The 15,851-nt window shown below is 61.1% G+C and carries 11 protein-coding genes; 8 read left to right on the plus strand and 3 right to left on the minus strand.

Translation table 11 applies throughout. The annotated features are described in order from the left end of the window. Positions 1–262 precede the first annotated feature (262 nt). Positions 263–1,366 carry a recombinase RecA gene (gene recA / locus O3675_RS04610; protein ID WP_005507111.1) on the plus strand — a complete coding sequence of 368 codons (1,104 nt, stop codon included), beginning with the start codon at positions 263–265 and terminating at the stop codon, positions 1,364–1,366. Positions 1,367–1,592: 226 nt separating this feature from the next. Beyond that, entirely contained in the window at positions 1,593–3,554 is a 1,962-nt protein-coding gene (locus O3675_RS04615) for a regulatory protein RecX (protein WP_371571238.1), read from the plus strand. Positions 3,555–3,729: 175 nt separating this feature from the next. Here the strand turns inward: O3675_RS04615 and O3675_RS04620 are convergent, their stop codons facing one another. Further along, the gene (locus O3675_RS04620) at positions 3,730–5,112 is read right to left on the minus strand and encodes a hemin ABC transporter substrate-binding protein (protein ID WP_371571239.1); all 1,383 of its coding nucleotides are present in this window, start codon (positions 5,110–5,112) and stop codon (positions 3,730–3,732) included. Positions 5,113–5,147: 35 nt separating this feature from the next. On the opposite strand from O3675_RS04620, the gene miaB reads away from it, so the two are divergent. The 3 genes from miaB (at position 5,148) to dapF (ending at position 8,699) form a co-directional block, all read left to right on the plus strand. Then, a complete protein-coding gene (gene miaB / locus O3675_RS04625) occupies positions 5,148–6,662 on the plus strand; it encodes a tRNA (N6-isopentenyl adenosine(37)-C2)-methylthiotransferase MiaB (protein ID WP_049328025.1) in 1,515 nt (504 codons plus the stop codon). A gap of 84 nt (positions 6,663–6,746) precedes the next feature. Next, the gene (gene miaA, locus O3675_RS04630) at positions 6,747–7,667 is read left to right on the plus strand and encodes a tRNA (adenosine(37)-N6)-dimethylallyltransferase MiaA (protein ID WP_371571241.1); all 921 of its coding nucleotides are present in this window, start codon (positions 6,747–6,749) and stop codon (positions 7,665–7,667) included. A gap of 96 nt (positions 7,668–7,763) precedes the next feature. Next, positions 7,764–8,699 (plus strand): diaminopimelate epimerase, encoded by a 936-nt coding sequence (dapF, locus tag O3675_RS04635; protein WP_371571243.1) that lies wholly within the window; start codon positions 7,764–7,766, stop codon positions 8,697–8,699. Positions 8,700–8,826: 127 nt separating this feature from the next. Here dapF and O3675_RS04640 read toward each other — a convergent pair whose 3' ends face one another. Next, complete coding sequence (locus tag O3675_RS04640; protein WP_070643910.1) at positions 8,827–9,450, minus strand: class I SAM-dependent methyltransferase; 624 nt, start codon at positions 9,448–9,450, stop codon at positions 8,827–8,829. Positions 9,451–9,593: 143 nt separating this feature from the next. Here O3675_RS04640 and hflX point away from each other — a divergent pair, with 143 nt between their 5' ends. Next, positions 9,594–11,306 (plus strand): GTPase HflX, encoded by a 1,713-nt coding sequence (gene hflX / locus O3675_RS04645; protein WP_371571247.1) that lies wholly within the window; start codon positions 9,594–9,596, stop codon positions 11,304–11,306. 6 nt (positions 11,307–11,312) lie between these two features. Beyond that, positions 11,313–13,385: an ATP-dependent DNA helicase gene (locus tag O3675_RS04650; protein ID WP_371571249.1), complete on the plus strand. Its 2,073-nt coding sequence runs from the start codon at positions 11,313–11,315 to the stop codon at positions 13,383–13,385. Positions 13,386–13,628: 243 nt separating this feature from the next. Here O3675_RS04650 and lexA read toward each other — a convergent pair whose 3' ends face one another. Continuing rightward, positions 13,629–14,303 carry a transcriptional repressor LexA gene (gene lexA, locus O3675_RS04655; protein WP_005507121.1) on the minus strand — a complete coding sequence of 225 codons (675 nt, stop codon included), beginning with the start codon at positions 14,301–14,303 and terminating at the stop codon, positions 13,629–13,631. Positions 14,304–15,119: 816 nt separating this feature from the next. Between lexA and O3675_RS04660 the strand changes: the two genes are divergently transcribed. Next, complete coding sequence (locus O3675_RS04660; protein WP_303972694.1) at positions 15,120–15,773, plus strand: LysM peptidoglycan-binding domain-containing protein; 654 nt, start codon at positions 15,120–15,122, stop codon at positions 15,771–15,773. Positions 15,774–15,851: the final 78 nt, after the last annotated feature.

Raw genomic sequence — 15,851 nt, forward strand, 5'->3', positions numbered from 1 at the left:
CCCTATCCGATTTATTCGAAACCGGGTCGTAATTTTGTTCGACTCGTGCTAGACTTTTCCACATCAGGAATTTTTCGGAAAAATCTTCAAAGTTTTCCACAGATTTTAAAAAATGGCCTTATCCTGTCAGGCTGTGACCCTAGAGTAGTCTCAGAAGGAACCGGTAGGCCAAAACCTTCAAGGTCTCGATCACGAGTCCCACCGATTCCGAAGAAACATTACTCCCGTCAACCACTGACAACACAAAGAACGAGGTACTACCGTGGCTAAGAACACCAAGTCTCAGAGCGTAGCTCGCGTTCCCGAAGAGGGTCGCGCCAAGGCACTTGAAGCCGTGATGGCACAGATCGACAAGAACTACGGCAAGGGTGCAGTCATGCGCCTGGGTGATAAGGAAATCACCAAGACCGAGGTTATCTCCACCGGCGCTATCGCCCTGGATGCCGCTCTGGGTATTGGCGGTCTGCCCCGCGGTCGCGTCATCGAGATTTACGGTCCCGAGTCCTCCGGTAAGACCACCGTTGCGCTGCACGCTGTAGCGAACGTTCAGAAGGCAGGCGGCGTGGCAGCATTCATCGACGCCGAGCACGCGCTGGACCCGATTTACGCGGCTAAGCTGGGCGTGGACATTGACCAGCTGCTGGTCTCTCAGCCCGACACCGGTGAGCAGGCACTGGAAATCATGGACATGCTGGTTGGTTCCGGCGCCGTTGATATCGTGGTCGTCGACTCCGTTGCCGCGCTGGTACCCCGCGCCGAAATTGAAGGCGACATGGGTGACTCCCACGTGGGTCTGCAGGCTCGCCTCATGAGCCAGGCTCTGCGTAAGATTACCGGTCGCCTCTCCGCAACCGGCACCACCGCAATCTTCATCAACCAGCTGCGTGAGAAGATTGGTGTCTTCTTCGGCTCTCCCGAAACCACCACCGGTGGTAAGGCGCTGAAGTTCTACGCTTCGGTCCGTATCGACATCCGCCGCATTGAGACCCTCAAGGACGGCGCTAACCCGATCGGTAACCGCACCCGCGCCAAGATCGTGAAGAATAAGATGGCTCCGCCCTTCAAGCAGGCTGAGTTCGACATCCTCTACGGTGAGGGCATCTCCGTTGAGGGCGGCATCCTGGACCTGGCGGTGGAGAACGACATCGTCAAGAAGTCCGGCGCATGGTTCACCTACGACGGTGAGCAGCTGGGCCAGGGCCGCGAGAACGTTCGTAAGCTGCTCAAGGACAACCCCGAGCTCACCGAGGAACTGCAGTACAAGGTTCTGGTGAAGCTGGGCATCATTGAGGAAGAAGCTGACGAGCAGGCAGCTGCTGAGTCCGAGGGTAACGACCCGCTGGACGAGCTGGCTGAGGAGTTCTAAACCGGCCCGCGTAGCTTCTTGCTAACGCCACGACTGATTGCCGTGTGCAGTGCATTCCGCACGGTGCACGGCAATCTGTCGTTAACGGAAGAAGCACGTTAACGGGCGCGCATTAAGGGGAGTATCGGGGGCGCCGGGACAACGCCTCGTTACAATGGGGGAGCGCCGTATAGCCCGGCGCACGGGCCACCAAGCGAACCAACACAGGGGAGAGGAGGAACTGAACATGACGGAACAGCGCATGACGGAACAGCGCCTGACGGAACAGAACGGTCATGAAGAGCGTGAGCGAAACAGCGCGCGTGATGGCGACGCCGGTTTTGCGGCGCTGGATGCGACCGAACCGCACTTCGGTTCCTCAGTGCTTGGTGATTCTGTATTCTCAGCCTCTGTTTCCTTTGAATCTGCTATTTCCTTTGAACCTGCAGCCCCGCCGGTTGAGGTAGGCGGCTTCGAGGCGCTCAATTTTGAGGTGCCCGCCGCCCTGGCGGAGCCTACCCTCAGCTGGGAGGCGCCTCCTGCTGTTGCGTTTCCTGACGTTGCGCCTCCTATTGTTGGAGAGCCCCCGTATGAAGATGAGCCTCCATACCCTGACGAGCCTCCCTACGAGGATGAACCTCCGTATCTGGCAGAGCCTTTGTACCCTGAAACAGAGTACGCAGGGGAATATTATGCAGGGGAATATTGGGTACCCTCGGACGAAGCGGCACCCGCAGAAGCGATAGCGGAGCAGCGTGGGGGCCAAGAAACCGCACCCCAGAAACCCAAGCCGAAAGCGCGGCAGGCTGAAAAGCTCGCACATAAGAAGAAGCCAGCGCCTAAGAAGAAGTCAGCGGCCACAGAAAACGCACCCAAAAAGTGGGTGCGGAACAGGGCCGCGGATTCGGTATCCGCTGAGGAGTTCCCGGACTGGCACCCCGCCGCGCACGGCTTTGTTGAAGAAAGCATCGCCCGCGATAACGGCGGCGACTACGCCGGGGAGTTCCGCGTACCCGAGCTGCCCCTGCAGGCTGTGCCCGCCAACTTTGAAGATGGCAGTTCTGAGGAAGGCGGCGAATCGCCGCGCCGCAGCCTGCTCGTTGACCCGAACCTGCCCGCCGTCTCCATTGACGAAGCGCCCATTCGTGCCTTCACCCCCGGCGGTGCCGAGCCGCGCCCTATGGCGGCTGGCCGTATGAGTCGAGCGGGTGCCGCCTCCATCGGATCGGGGCTCACTGCCGAAGAGAAGGAAGAGATCGAGAGGCAAGCCGCTCAGCGGGCTAAGCAGAAGAAACGCAAGTCTTCGCGTGCCTCCAAGAACACCGACTACAAGCGTGGGTTCCGCCGCATGAGTGCGGCGCAGCAAGAGAAAATGCGGAGCCGTTCGCCCTACGCGCCCGCCTTCGGGGCTCGAAGTGACGACGAGGAAACCCGCAAGAGTCCTGCGGGCCGCGGCTCGGGGAGCAACCTATTTAGGGAGGGAAGTAGCTTGAACGAAGAACTCACCCCCGCCGAAGAAGCACTCATTCGCGGTATTGCCGAGGAGGAGGCGCAGGGCGACGGTACCGGAAAGCGCCGTGCCGCTTCGGCTGGATCCCCAAAGGGCGGTTCTCCGACACGCGGTTTTCAGAAGGGAAGCGCTTCCTCACAGGCGGAAGGCGCTGTGACCTCCTGGAAGCAGAAGGTACGTGCCGCCCGAGCCGCGGAAGAAACAGACCCCTACACGCGCGCTAAAACCATCGTGTACAACCAGCTGGCGTACTCGGCAAAAACCCGAGGTCAGCTGCGTAAGAAGCTCCAGGCAGAAGGATTCGACGCGGAGCTCATTGAGCCGCTGCTCGATAAGTTCGAGGCTGCAAAACTCATTGACGATGCCGAATACGCCCAAAGCTTTGTGGCGCAGAAGAGCCGCACCAAGAAGATCTCCCGCGCCGCGCTACGCCGTGAGCTCGCTGAACGCGGGGTGCGTGGTGAAGAGGCGGAGAGCGCGCTGGCTCAGCGCACCGACGAGCAGGAACGTGAGGACGCCGCCGAGCTGGTGCGTAAGAAGCTGCGCCCCGGCATGGATTTGAGTGACCGCGCTGAAAAGGATAGGGTGACCCGCCGACTGCTGGGGATGCTGGCTCGCCGCGGGTACTCCTCCTCGGTGTCGATGTCGGTGATTCGTGAAGAACTTGCCGCCTACGGTGCGGAGGACGAGCTCTGGTAGAGGGTGAATAAAGACGGTCCGCACGCACGGATAGACCCATGCTGGGGTGACCGTAAAAATAGGCACAATAAAGGGTGAGCCCGCTACAGACATACTCTGTGGCGGGCTCACCCTTATGTTTTTGATCTTTATAAAAAGCCTTGTCGGAGGCTATATCCGCTGTTTACTCTGCTGCTTATTCAGCGGCTCCCAGACGGTTCGCGAACTCGGCGAGGGTTGCATCCTGAGAACCGGCAATCTCAAGCAGCAGGCGCATCAGTTGCGCACCTTCACGGCGAATACGAGGCAACAGATCGGAACGCGCCGAAGAGGAGTACAGCTCCAACAGGGCGCACACGGTCACCGCTGTGCACACCGCCAAATCCTCCGCCAGGTGCTCATCCAGCGGGGCGTCCTCAAAGAGGGCAGAGTACAGCGCCGGCAGCGCCTTCTTGCGGTCCACCCGGTAGCGCGGGTACTCCGGCGAGGAGGGGAAACCCAGCATCGCCTCAACGAAGGGGAAGCCGCGGTGATGCAGGCAGGTGCCTTCCGCATCGACCATGCGCACCTGCGCGCCGTCTGCCGAACCGATCAGCACGTTCTGCGGCGAAAAATCGCCCGAAGAGAGCATATACACCCTGCCGCGGTTGAGCTTGAACTGCTCGGGTACCGGCGGGCGCTTGGTAAAGAAAGGTTGCAGAACGCGGCGGAAACGGAAGGACAGCTCCTCAACGGCGGCGGGAAGAACGGGCGCGTCCTCATGCGCGGCAGAGCTGGAAGCCGGGCTGTCAGCATCGTGCTCGGGGGTGCGCGCCTCGTCAGCCACACCGTACAGCTTCTTCAAACCGCGCTCGGCCAAACCCGGCGAGGCAATAGCGCCCGGGAACTGTGCCTTGCGGTCGGCACGCGCCAGGTTCAGGCGGTAATCCTCCACCGCCTCACCCATAATGCCGCTGGCGGCAAGGGAACGGTACGCCTCAATGTAGTAGTTCAGCGCGTCCAGCGCCTGCTGTTCGGTGCCCTCCAGTAGGGCGTGGGCGACCGAATACTGCTCGCCCTCAACGGTTCCGGCGCTCACATCTTCCAGCGCCAGCACGCGCAGCTCAGCGTCCGCGCCATAGAGCTGCGGGAACAGACCCGGAACCTGCCGGTTCAGCGCCTCCAAACCGTAGCGCTCACGCAGGTACCCGAAACCGCCCGCGTTCACCGTCGAATCCTTACGGCGGTAACGCTTCACAATAATCGAGGTCGGCAAAGACTGTGTAGACTCGAAAGACTGTGCAGACTCGGCGGCAGGCTCATACACCACACGCACCACAACGGAACGCATGCCGGTGCCCAGAATCTGCACGCGCTCAACCGTGCGGGCAGCCACCTGCTCCAAAGAATGCGCCCAGCTGAGCAGCTGCATCAGGGTCTGACGCATCGAGGCAGAATCAGCGCTCGCTTGAGGCGGCACGGGGGAGTAGGCGGCAATTGCCTCCTCAATGAGGGTGTTCAGAAGCTCCCCGTCAGAGGCGGGGGCGGAAGAATCGTTCGGTGACAGAGCCGGAAAGTTACTACTAAGGGAAACCTGCATAGAGCCATTATCCCCCATCGGATACCCTATAGGGCATGACTTCGACCCTCAGCGATTCCGCCCAGACCCCCGAAACCAGCCCCCGCACCTACGAAGTGCGCACTTTCGGCTGCCAGATGAACGTGCACGACTCCGAACGAATGTCCGGCCTGCTGGAGGCTAACGGCTACGTTCGCGCTGAGGAAGGCACCCAGCCCGACCTGGTGGTTTTCAACACCTGCGCGGTCCGCGAAAACGCTTCCAACCGACTCTACGGCAACCTCGGTCAGCTGGCACCGGTCAAGCGCGCCCACAAGGGCATGCAGATTGCCGTGGGCGGCTGCCTGGCGCAGAAGGACCAGGACGCCATCATTGAGAAGGCACCCTGGGTGGACGTCGTGTTCGGTACCCACAACATTGGCTCCTTGCCGGCGCTACTGGAGCGCGCCCGCCACAACCACGAGGCGCAGGCAGAACTGCTCGAATCCCTCGAAGTTTTCCCCTCCACCCTGCCGACTAAGCGCGACCACGTGTACTCCGGCTGGGTGTCCATCTCGGTGGGCTGTAACAATACCTGCACCTTCTGCATCGTGCCGTCTCTGCGCGGTAAGGAGAAGGACCGCCGCCCCGGCGACATTCTCGCTGAGGTTCAGGCGCTGGTCGATGACGGCGCTATCGAGGTGACTCTGCTCGGCCAGAACGTGAACTCCTACGGCGTGGAGTTCGGCGACCGCCAGGCATTCTCCAAGCTGCTGCGTGCCTGCGGTGAGATTGAGGGCCTGGAGCGTGTACGCTTCACCTCCCCGCACCCGGCAATGTTCACCGACGACGTGATTGACGCGATGGCGGAGACCCCGAACGTCATGCCTGTGTTGCACATGCCGCTGCAGTCCGGCTCCGACAAGGTGCTCAAGGACATGCGCCGCTCCTACCGTTCCAAGAAGTTCCTGAACATTCTGGACAAGGTGCGCGAGCGCATCCCGAACGCCGTGATTACCACCGATATCATTGTGGGCTTCCCCGGCGAGACTGAAGAGGACTTCCAGGACACCCTGAAGGTTGTGGAGCAGGCTCGTTTCTCCTCCGCGTTCACCTTCCAGTACTCGATCCGCCCCGGCACCCCCGCGGCGACCATGGAGAACCAGATCCCGAAGGAGGTCGTGCAGGAACGCTACGAGCGTCTGATTGCCCTGCAGGACCGCATCGCCGGTGAGGAGAACCGCAAGCAGCTCGGTAAGACCGTTGAGCTGATGGTCGTTGCGGAGGCGGGCCGTAAGGCTGACCAGACTCACCGCCTCTCCGGTCGCGGCCCGGACCAGCGCCTCGTGCACTTCTCGGTGCCCGAGGGTTGCGAGACTCCCCGCCCCGGTGACATGGTCACCGTGCCCATTACCGAGGCTGGTTCCTTCCACCTGATTTCTGACCCGACCGCCGAGCAGTACCAGCTGCGCCGCACCCGCGCCGGTGACGCGTGGGACCGCTCCCAGGCTGACTCTTGCGGTACCGGCACCACCCAGGTGCCCGGTGCGCCGGTGGGTCTGGGCATGCCGACCATCGGTCTGCGCCCCTAAAACCTATAACGAATCATGCGCCCTGTTCTTCGGGCTCTTGCCGCCACCGCAAGTGGGGGTGGGGGAACCGGTAGAATGGGGCGCATGACTATCTCCGAAACTCTGCCCGTTATCGCTATTGTGGGCCCGACCGGCACCGGTAAGAGCGCGCTCGCCATTGAGCTGGCTCTGCGCCTGAACGGTGAGTGCATTAACGCTGATTCTATGCAGTTCTACCGGGGTATGGATATTGGTACCGCGAAGGTCACTGCTGAGGAGATGCGCGGCGTTCCGCATCACCTGCTGGACATTATGGACGTGCGGGATGAGGCGTCCGTGGCGGAGTTTCAGGAGCGTAGCCGTGAGCTGATTGAGCAGATTCGCGGCCGTGGCCGCTACCCGATTCTGGTGGGTGGTTCCGGCCTGTATGTGCGTGCCGCCCTGGATAAGTTGGAGTTCCCCGGCACGGATGCGCGGGTGCGTGAGCGTCTGGAGGAGCAGGCGCGTACCGAGGGTATTGGTGTTCTGCACGCCCGCCTGGCGGAGGTCGACCCGGAGTCGGCTGCGCGGGTGAAGGATGAGCGCCGCATTATTCGAGCCCTGGAGGTGTTCGAGGTGACGGGCCGCCCGTTCTCGGCGTTCATGCCGGTGCGCGAGTACGTGACGAAGAGTATTCAGATTGGTCTGGATATGGATCGTGCCCTGCTGCACGAGCGTCTGCACCGCCGTGTGGAGCTGATGCACGAGCAGGGTCTGCTCGATGAGATTCGCACCCTGAACGAGCAGGGGCTGCAGGAGGGTAAAACCGCCTCCCGCGCGATTGGTTACGCGCAGTTCGCTCGCGCCCTTGAGGACGCGGATTACAGCGTGGAGCAGGCGATTGAGGACACGACGATTGCGACCCGCCAGTTTGCGCGCCGCCAGCTGACCTGGTTCCGTGCGGATCCGCGTGTGCACTGGCTGGATGCGCTCTCACCTACCCTTGCCGATGAAGCGGAAGCTATCATCCGCGAAAGCACCCGATAAGCCACAATAACGAGCCGCCGCCGAACAGATACTCCCTCGAACCGGTCGGCGCGGTAAAATCATAAACGGACAGGTCACCAACCTTAAGGACAGCATATGAGCGAGAACCCTTCCATCTGGGGCGAGCTGGCAGGCCTGACCCTCACCAAGGGTCACGGCACCGGTAACGACTTCATCTTTCTGACGGACGAGAACGCAGAAATCGCCCTTACCCCCGAGTTGGTAGCCCGCGCTTGCGACCGACACTTCGGCATTGGCGCGGACGGCTTCATTCGTGCTGCCCGTAGCACCGCCTCCCGCGCGGGTCAGAAGCTGCTCGAGGAGCACCCGGACGCTGTCTGGTTCATGGACTACCGCAACGGTGACGGCTCTATCGCTGAAATGTGCGGCAACGGTGTGCGCGCGTTCGTGGAGTACCTGCGCACTGAGGGCCTGGTTGAGCTTGAGGTGGGCGAGACCGTCAAGATTGGTACCCGTGCCGGCGTGAAGACTGTGGCGCGCACCGAAGAGGGCTACGCGATTGATATGGGTCCGTGGAGCTTCATTCACGGTGAGGCTGCCCGTGAGGGTGGCGAGGACTGCCTGGTGTCTGCTCGCGGCCTGAAGACTCCGCGTGCTGGCCTGTCCATTTCGATGGGTAACCCGCACACCGTGGTGATGCTCGGCTCCGACGGTAAGCTGGACGGCCTGGACCTGCACAGCCTGCCTCAGGTGAACCCCGCCCCGGTCAACGGTACGAACGTTGAGTTTGTGGTGCCGGTCGACCTGGACGTTGAGAGCGGCGCGCATGTGGGTGCTATCCGTATGCGCGTGCACGAACGCGGCGTGGGCGAGACTCTGTCGTGCGGTACCGGCGCGTGTGCGGCGGCTGCGGCGACCCGTTTCTGGGGTGGCGAGGAAGCACCGGATGAGTGGCTGGTGCATGTGCCCGGCGGTACTCTCGCGGTGACTTTCGTGCTGGGCCCGGACGACCTGGAGCATGTTGTTCTGGCTGGTCCGGCGCAGATGGTTGCGACCGTCGTGCTGCGATAACGTGCTGTTTTAGAACAGAGATTTTATAGACAAAAGCGGCGGGTGTTTTCTGACAACACATTCAGAAAACACCCGCCGCTTTTATATTTTTAAGCAATGAGCGCCAGAGGATTTAGCGCGAGAGGTTCTAGTCCTCGTAGCGGTGCACCTGCAGAATACGGAAGCCCTTCGAGGTCGCATAGCGCGACACCTCAAACTCGCCGGGGTGCAGCTGTCCAAGCTGCGCGTCCATCCACTTCTGCAACGAGTCGGAGCCCAGGTTCTTCTGAACCACCAGGTAGGCGTCACCACCGGGTGCCAGGCGAGGTAGCCAGGTCAGCAGGATTTCGTGCAGAACCTCCTTGCCCACGCGAATCGGCGGGTTCGACCAGATGGTGTCAAAACGCAGTTCGGGGTCAACCGATTCGGGGGTTCCCACGGTAACGTTGGACAGGCCGAGAGCGGCGGCGTTGCGTTCGGTCAGGCTAATGGAGCGGGAGTTCACATCCACCGCGTGCACCTGCGCCTGCGGGGCGAGCATCGCCAAAGTCAGGGTGATGGGTCCCCACCCACAGCCGATGTCGAGCATGCGTTCGCCCTGCGGATCGGGTGCTTCCTGCAGCAAAATAGCGGTGCCCTTATCAATGCCGGAGGGGCTGAAAATGCCGTTAGCTGTGGTGACGGTGACCTTGCGGCCGGCAAGCTCCACCTGCACGGGGCGGGGCTTGAATTCGGTCTCGGGGGTTTCAGAAAAATAATGCTGCTCGCTCATGCTATCCAGTGTACCGGTAGGGCAAGGACCCGCCGCACACGGGCAGAGAATGCACGGGGCGGGTCAGCAGCTTGCACGCCCTGAGCGCACAGGCGACCGAACCCCCTACCTGATGCGGGCAACGGCGGTAGAATTAGAGTCGTATGAATTCTAAGAACACCCCCGTATCTAATACCGAAAAGCTGCCCAGTGATGAGCAGCTGCGCCGCACCGTAGACCGCGTTCTGGGCCGCTCCCAGGCCGCCGCCTCCGTCACGACGTATGACGCCGCCGGTACCGCGCATCACAGCGATAACTCTTCCAGCACCCACGGCAACAATAGCCGCCGTGTGCTGGATACTCGCGCGCGCGAAATTTCTGACGTTCAGCGCGAGCACTCAGAATATGACGGTGACCAGGAAGATCTTGCTGAGCGCCGCGCACTGCGCCGTATCGCGAACCTCTCCACCGAACTTGAGGACGTCACCGAGGTCGAGTACCGCCAGCTGCGCCTGGAGCGCGTGGTGCTGGCTGGTCTGTGGACTGAAGGCACCGTAGAGGATGCAGAGAACTCCCTGCGTGAGCTCGCGGCACTGGCTGAAACCGCAGGTTCCGAGGTTCTGGACGGCTTGGTTCAGCGCCGCCTCAAGCCGGATCCCGGCACCTTCCTCGGCTCCGGTAAGGCACTGGAGCTCAAGGACATTGTCGAGGCGACCGGCGCCGACACCGTCATCGTCGACTCCGAGCTGGCTCCCTCGCAGCGTCGTGCCCTCGAAGACATCGTGAAGGTCAAGGTCATTGACCGCACCGCCCTGATTCTCGACATTTTCGCTCAGCACGCTAAGTCCCGCGAGGGTAAGGCACAGGTTGAGCTGGCTCAGCTGGAGTACATGCTGCCGCGTCTGCGTGGTTGGGGTGCGTCCCTGTCCCGTCAGGCGGGTGGCCGTGCCGCAGCCGGTGAGGGTATCGGTTCGCGTGGTCCCGGTGAAACCAAGATTGAGATGGACCGCCGCCGCCTGCGCGCTCGCATGGCGAAGCTTAAGCGTGAGATCGCTGCGATGGCGCCGGCGCGTGAGACGAAGCGTCTGAACCGTCGCCGTAACCGTGTGCCTTCGGTGGCTATCGCTGGCTACACGAATGCGGGTAAGTCCTCCCTGCTGAACCGTCTGACCGATGCCGGCGTGCTCGTGGAGAACGCCCTGTTCGCAACCCTGGACCCGACCGTCCGTAAGGCGCAGACCCCGGACGGTATCGGCTATACCCTCTCCGACACTGTGGGTTTCGTGCGTTCGCTGCCGACCCAGCTGGTCGAGGCGTTCCGCTCCACCCTGGAAGAGGTCGCTGACGCTGACGTCATCCTGCACGTGGTCGATGCTTCGCACCCGGACCCGGAGGGACAGATTCGTGCTGTCCGCGAGGTCATCGCGGAGGTCGACGCCCGCCATATCCCCGAGATTATTGTGCTGAATAAGGCGGATGCCGCCGACCCGTTCGTGCTGGAGCGTCTGCGCCAGCGCGAGCCGGAGCACGTGATCGTTTCGGCGCGTACCGGTGAGGGTATTGATGAGCTGAAGCAGAAGATTGCGGACACCATTCCGCGCCCCTCCATTGAGGTGAAGCTGCTGATTCCGTACTCGCACGGTGAGATTATTTCGCGCCTGCACGAATGGGACGCCGAAATTAAGAGCACCGATTTCGTATCGGACGGCACATTCGTGGTGGCTCTGGTCCGTGAGGATGTCGCCTCCGAACTGTCCGAGTATGTGCTGGAGGGCGACCTACTGGAGGTTCTGGAAGAGGAACTTGCGGAGGCACACGCCCTGGCTGAAGCGACCGCTTCTGAATCCGAACAGTCCTCTACCTCCGAGGCTCTCTAGGAGCGTATGAGCGTGACCGAGAGCATCAACGCGCCCAAAAACACCCCGGGAACTGTACCCGGACCGGCAACCGACGGCACCCGATTCACCGGGCAGGAGCTTGAGACCCTGCCCGGTGCGAAGGACGCCCTGACCCTGCTGGACGAGGCGGTTGCCGCCACCGGCGGTCAGAACCGTGCCGGTCAGCGCACCATGGCGGCGCATGTGGCGCAGGCTCTTGAACTGCAGCGTCACCTGCTAGTCCAGGCGGGTACCGGTACCGGTAAGTCCCTGGGCTACCTGGTTCCTGCCCTGGCGCGGGTGGGGGAGTCGGACCAGCCGATTGTGGTTGCGACGGCGACTCTTGCCCTGCAGGCGCAGATCGTGAACCGCGATATTCCGCGTCTTCTACAAGCGCTGGAGCCGCGCCCGGAATCGCAGGCGCAGGTTGCTCTGCTCAAGGGCCGTAATAACTACCTCTGCCTGCACAAGCTGGAGGGCGGCTACCCGGAAGACGAGCCGGATGCTCTCTTTGACATGCCTTCTTCGACTTCCCGCGTGGGTGAGGAAGTGGTGCGCCTGCGCGAGTGGGCTGACCGCACGGAGACCGGCGACCGTGACGAGCTGAAGCCCGGCGTCTCTGACCGCGCCTGGGCTCAGGTATCGGTCAGTGCCGCCGAGTGTCTGGGCCGCCGCTGCCCGCTGGTGGAAGAGTGCTTTAGCGAGATGGCGCGTAGCCGTGCCGCTGAGGCTGACATTGTCATCACGAACCACGCCCTGCTGGCGATTAACGCTTTCGAGGGCATGAAGGTTCTACCCGAACATGAGACGGTCATTATTGATGAGGCTCATGAGCTGGTGGACCGCGTGACAGGTGCCGTGTCTGGTTCTTTGACGGTTGCGATGGTTCGCCGTGCGGCGCGTAGCGTGAAGAAGCATTCGAAGGCTGATTCCGGCGCACTGGAAATGGCTGCCGGCACCCTGGAGACCGCGTTCGAGGGCCTTGCCGAGGGCCTGCTGAAAGGCCTGGATGGTCGCCTTTTGACCGCCATTTCTGCGGTCAATGATGCCGCCCGCACCGCCCTATCCGATACGAAGCCGGACGGTCAGGACGTTGACGCCGGCCTGCAGATGGCGCGCTCGCGTGTCTCTGAGGTACACGATATGAGTAGCCGCATTCTGGAGGCTTCGGGCGAGCAGGACGTTCTGTGGATTTCTCGTCAGGGTGGTTGGGAGAACGGCCGCTATGTGGCTGCTTCCGATACCGACCCGGCGACCCTGAACATCGCCCCGTTGAGCGTTGGCCTACAGCTACGTGACGGCCTGTTCGCTGACCGCACCGTGATTCTGACGAGTGCGACCCTGACGGTGGGTGACTCTTTTGACGTTGCCGCCGGTGCCCTGGGACTGCAGGGCGAGGGCGCGCCTCGCTGGACGAGCATCGACGTAGGTTCGCCTTTCGACTACCGCAAGCAGGGCATTATGTACGTTGCCGGAGACTTGAAACCTCCGGGATTCGGTGTGCATGAAGGTCAGCTGGAGCGTCTGCGTGAGCTGTGCGAGGCCTCGGAGGGCGGTGCCCTGGGCCTGTTCTCCTCGAAGCGCGCCGCCGAGCGTGCCGCCGAGTACATGCGTGAGCACAGCGACCTGAACATTCTTCTGCAGGGTGAGTCTTCGCTCAAGGCTCTGGTGGAGGAGTTCAGCGAGGACGTTGACTCATGCCTGTTCGGAACGATGAGCCTGTGGCAGGGTGTGGACGTTCCCGGTGACTCTTGCCGCCTGGTGGTGATGGACCGCATTCCGTTCCCGCGCCCGGATGACCCGATTGCGCAGGCTCGTACGGAGGCGGTGAACCGTCACCGCGGTAACGGCTTTATGGCGGTTTCTGCTCACCACGCGGCGATTCGTATGGCGCAGGGCGCCGGTCGCCTAATCCGTTCGGTGTCTGACCGCGGCGTGGTGGCTGTGCTGGATTCTCGCGTGGCGACTAAACGCTACGGCGGTTTCTTGATGAAGGCGATGCCGCCGATGTGGTCAACGCAGAATAAGGCCGCGGTAATTGGCGCGCTGGCTCGTCTTTCGGCGAGTATTGAGCGTTAGCTCGGGTAAGAAGATCCATCCTGGCAGCGCCGCGCTCTGATTTAGGAATATCCGCTGTGGAAATAGCCGCTTTGAAAATATTCGCTGTAGAAATATAGAAATCACCCCGGTGATACGTGAACGTTCACGTATCACCGGGGTGATTTCTATATAGAGCTAAAAGCCTCGCGGCTATGTCTTTTAGAAGCTGCGTTGTTTAAAACAGCTTCTTTGAGAAGCTGTGCTGTTTAGAGCCCGCGTCTTTTAGAGACTGCGCAGCACGGAGACGACCTTACCCATGACGGTTGCGCGGTCGCCCATAATCGGCTCGTAGTTGGAGTTGCGCGGCATGAGCCAGGTGTGGCCGTCAACCTGACGGAACACCTTCACGGTTGCTTCATCGTCGAGCAGAGCGGCAACGATATCGCCGTTGTCTGCGGTGTGCTGCTCGCGGACAACCACCCAGTCGCCGTCGCAGATTGCGGCGTCAATCATGGAATCGCCCTTGACCTTGAGCATGAACAGCTTGCCGTTACCGACCAACTGGCGGGGCAGGGCGAGCACATCCTCCACGGACTGCTCGGCGGTGATGGGACCGCCTGCTGCAATTCGTCCAACCAGGGGAACGGGTACGAGGTCTTCATCGCCGACTTCGAAGTTCGGCAGCTCGGGCAGGGAAGAGGAAGCACTACCGTGGATGCCGACGCCATTCTCATCCAGGACCTCAATGGCGCGGGGAAGCTTGGGATCGCGGCGAATGTAGCCCATGGTCTCGAGGCGACCGAGCTGGTGAGTGACCGAGGACAGGGACGCAAGACCCACCATATCACCAATCTGGCGCATGGACGGCGGGTAACCCTTTTGTTCAATCTCGGTGCGGATCGCGTCAAGAATCTTCTGCTGGCGCGCGGTCAGCGCCGGACGGGGTGCTGTTGCCATTTCTTTTCCTTCGGTCTGTACTCCGGCCTTTGTATTCCGGTCTGGGCACGGATGGGTGCTTCACACGTTTTCTGATGGTGTCCTAAAAATTTTTGGTTCTGCCGAAATGGGTCTTATCTCGTCAGGGTGTGGAGGAATTCTATCCGTGCCGGAGCGATACCGGAGCGATACACAGGCAACGAGTATGTGCCTCCGCCCTATAAAACTCAGCCAGCAACACCTGCATTCGATACAGAACCAAGCTGTAACGGGTACAGAAACCTGCTGTGAGTAGGATTCATCAGGAGCGTGTGGAACGTCTCTTGACACCAGTGTAGAACACTACACCGAAAAACTCAAACAAATATTCTAGATTTTTTCTTCGAAACTCGAAGAAATTTTTAGTACATCTCTGCTAGACTTTAGAACAAGAGTTCGTATATACTCTTGAATCTCTCCTGAAATTCAGGATTTGCGGGTGGATGTTCGAAAAATATTCGAAGATTCGACCCGGAGCCTTCCGGGAGAGGAGAGTGAATGAGTGTTCGAATGTATTCGAATCCTCTGCCTCTCTTCGCATGATCTACCTCGGATGCTCTAGGGAGCATCTGGCGAAGAGAGAGCGCAGGGGATGGGGTTCCGGGGTCACCCAGTGCGACCCCGCGTAGCCCGGTGCACCCGACGCTCTGACCTAACTAGAGAATAGCTACCCAATAGTTATCGCCTAACAATCACCACTCCATAGTTATCACTCAACTAGGACCTCCGAGCGGGTATCGTTCGGCATTGCTAGACCCGCGGGGTAACCCCGGGGCGAGCTGAGAGAAAGGAACCACAATGACTACTGCAGCACCTATTGCTTCTCGTGGCACTTCTGCACACCTTCCGGCAGGTTTGGTGGTACTTCACCCCGCCCGCACTGCGTCCGCCCGCACCGCGCCTGCCCGCACTGCGCAGGGGCGTTCTCGTGTGCCTGCGTCTTCGCAGTCTGTTCGCTCCTCTCGTGCGGCTCATGCACCCCGTCCTGCGCAGGTGGCTCAGCCCGCCCACGCTCCCGCCGTTTCTACTCCCGCTGTTTCTGCCCCTGCTGTTTCTACTCAGGCATCTTCTGTGGCTCAGGCACCTGGCGCGAAGAGTGCTCTTCTGGCTAAGGGTGGCGAGCTTCTGCGCACGGTTCCCTCTTCTATTCGTCGTCTTGGCACTGTGCGCGGTTTCCTGAAGGGTCTGCCTCTGCTGACTTTGGCGGCGCTGATTGTGCTCGGTGCTATTAGCTTCTTTGGCCCGGCGGCTTCGGCTTCCGTGGAGAACGCTTCGGTGACTCGAACCGTCGTTGTGGTCAAGCACGGCGAGACCCTGTGGGATATTGCTCAGGCGGTGGATCCGCAAGGTGACACCCGTGATACTGTGGTTCGTATTATGGAGTTGAATTCGTTGACCAGTACCTCTGTTGATGCCGGTCAGCGTCTGGAAATTCCTCAGACTCAGCGCTAAGCATGGACCCGCGTGTGGTTGGCTTCTGCATGAGGTTGATGTCTTGACTCCGAATCCGCTATCTCTCAAGCTAGAGCG

The sequence above is a fragment of the Rothia sp. 27098_8_27 genome (assembly GCF_041432805.1).
Lineage (GTDB): Bacteria > Actinomycetota > Actinomycetes > Actinomycetales > Micrococcaceae > Rothia > Rothia mucilaginosa.

Excerpts from the sequence above, each read along its gene's own strand:
- O3675_RS04615 (WP_371571238.1), top strand. The coding sequence starts at position 1,593 with ATGACGGAACAGCGCATGACGGAACAGCGCCTGACGGAACAGAACGGT.
- O3675_RS04620 (WP_371571239.1), bottom strand. The coding sequence starts at position 5,112 with ATGCAGGTTTCCCTTAGTAGTAACTTTCCGGCTCTGTCACCGAACGAT.
- miaB (WP_049328025.1), top strand. The coding sequence starts at position 5,148 with ATGACTTCGACCCTCAGCGATTCCGCCCAGACCCCCGAAACCAGCCCC.
- miaA (WP_371571241.1), top strand. The coding sequence starts at position 6,747 with ATGACTATCTCCGAAACTCTGCCCGTTATCGCTATTGTGGGCCCGACC.
- dapF (WP_371571243.1), top strand. The coding sequence starts at position 7,764 with ATGAGCGAGAACCCTTCCATCTGGGGCGAGCTGGCAGGCCTGACCCTC.
- O3675_RS04640 (WP_070643910.1), bottom strand. The coding sequence starts at position 9,450 with ATGAGCGAGCAGCATTATTTTTCTGAAACCCCCGAGACCGAATTCAAG.
- hflX (WP_371571247.1), top strand. The coding sequence starts at position 9,594 with ATGAATTCTAAGAACACCCCCGTATCTAATACCGAAAAGCTGCCCAGT.
- O3675_RS04650 (WP_371571249.1), top strand. The coding sequence starts at position 11,313 with ATGAGCGTGACCGAGAGCATCAACGCGCCCAAAAACACCCCGGGAACT.
- lexA (WP_005507121.1), bottom strand. The coding sequence starts at position 14,303 with ATGGCAACAGCACCCCGTCCGGCGCTGACCGCGCGCCAGCAGAAGATT.
- O3675_RS04660 (WP_303972694.1), top strand. The coding sequence starts at position 15,120 with ATGACTACTGCAGCACCTATTGCTTCTCGTGGCACTTCTGCACACCTT.